Here is a 255-nt window from a genome sequence, read left to right on the forward strand (position 1 = left end):
TGGTCTTCCGGCGAGGAGGCTTTTCACCCCCTTTATCGTTACTTACGTCAGCATTCGCACTTCTGATATCTCCAGCATACCTCTCGATACACCTTCGCAGACTTACAGAACGCTCCCCTACCACTCATACATAAGTATGAATCCGCGGCTTCGGTGCCTGGTTTGAGCCCCGTTACATCTTCCGCGCAGGCCGACTCGACTAGTGAGCTATTACGCTTTCTTTAAATGATGGCTGCTTCTAAGCCAACATCCTAG

At 50.6% G+C, this 255-nt stretch carries 1 rRNA gene; it reads right to left on the bottom strand.

The window, feature by feature from the left end:
- Positions 1–255, bottom strand: a 23S ribosomal RNA gene (locus tag AACW18_RS13940); the annotation flags it as partial.

The organism is Aeromonas sp. sia0103, from assembly GCF_963895295.1.
Lineage (GTDB): Bacteria > Pseudomonadota > Gammaproteobacteria > Enterobacterales > Aeromonadaceae > Aeromonas > Aeromonas encheleia.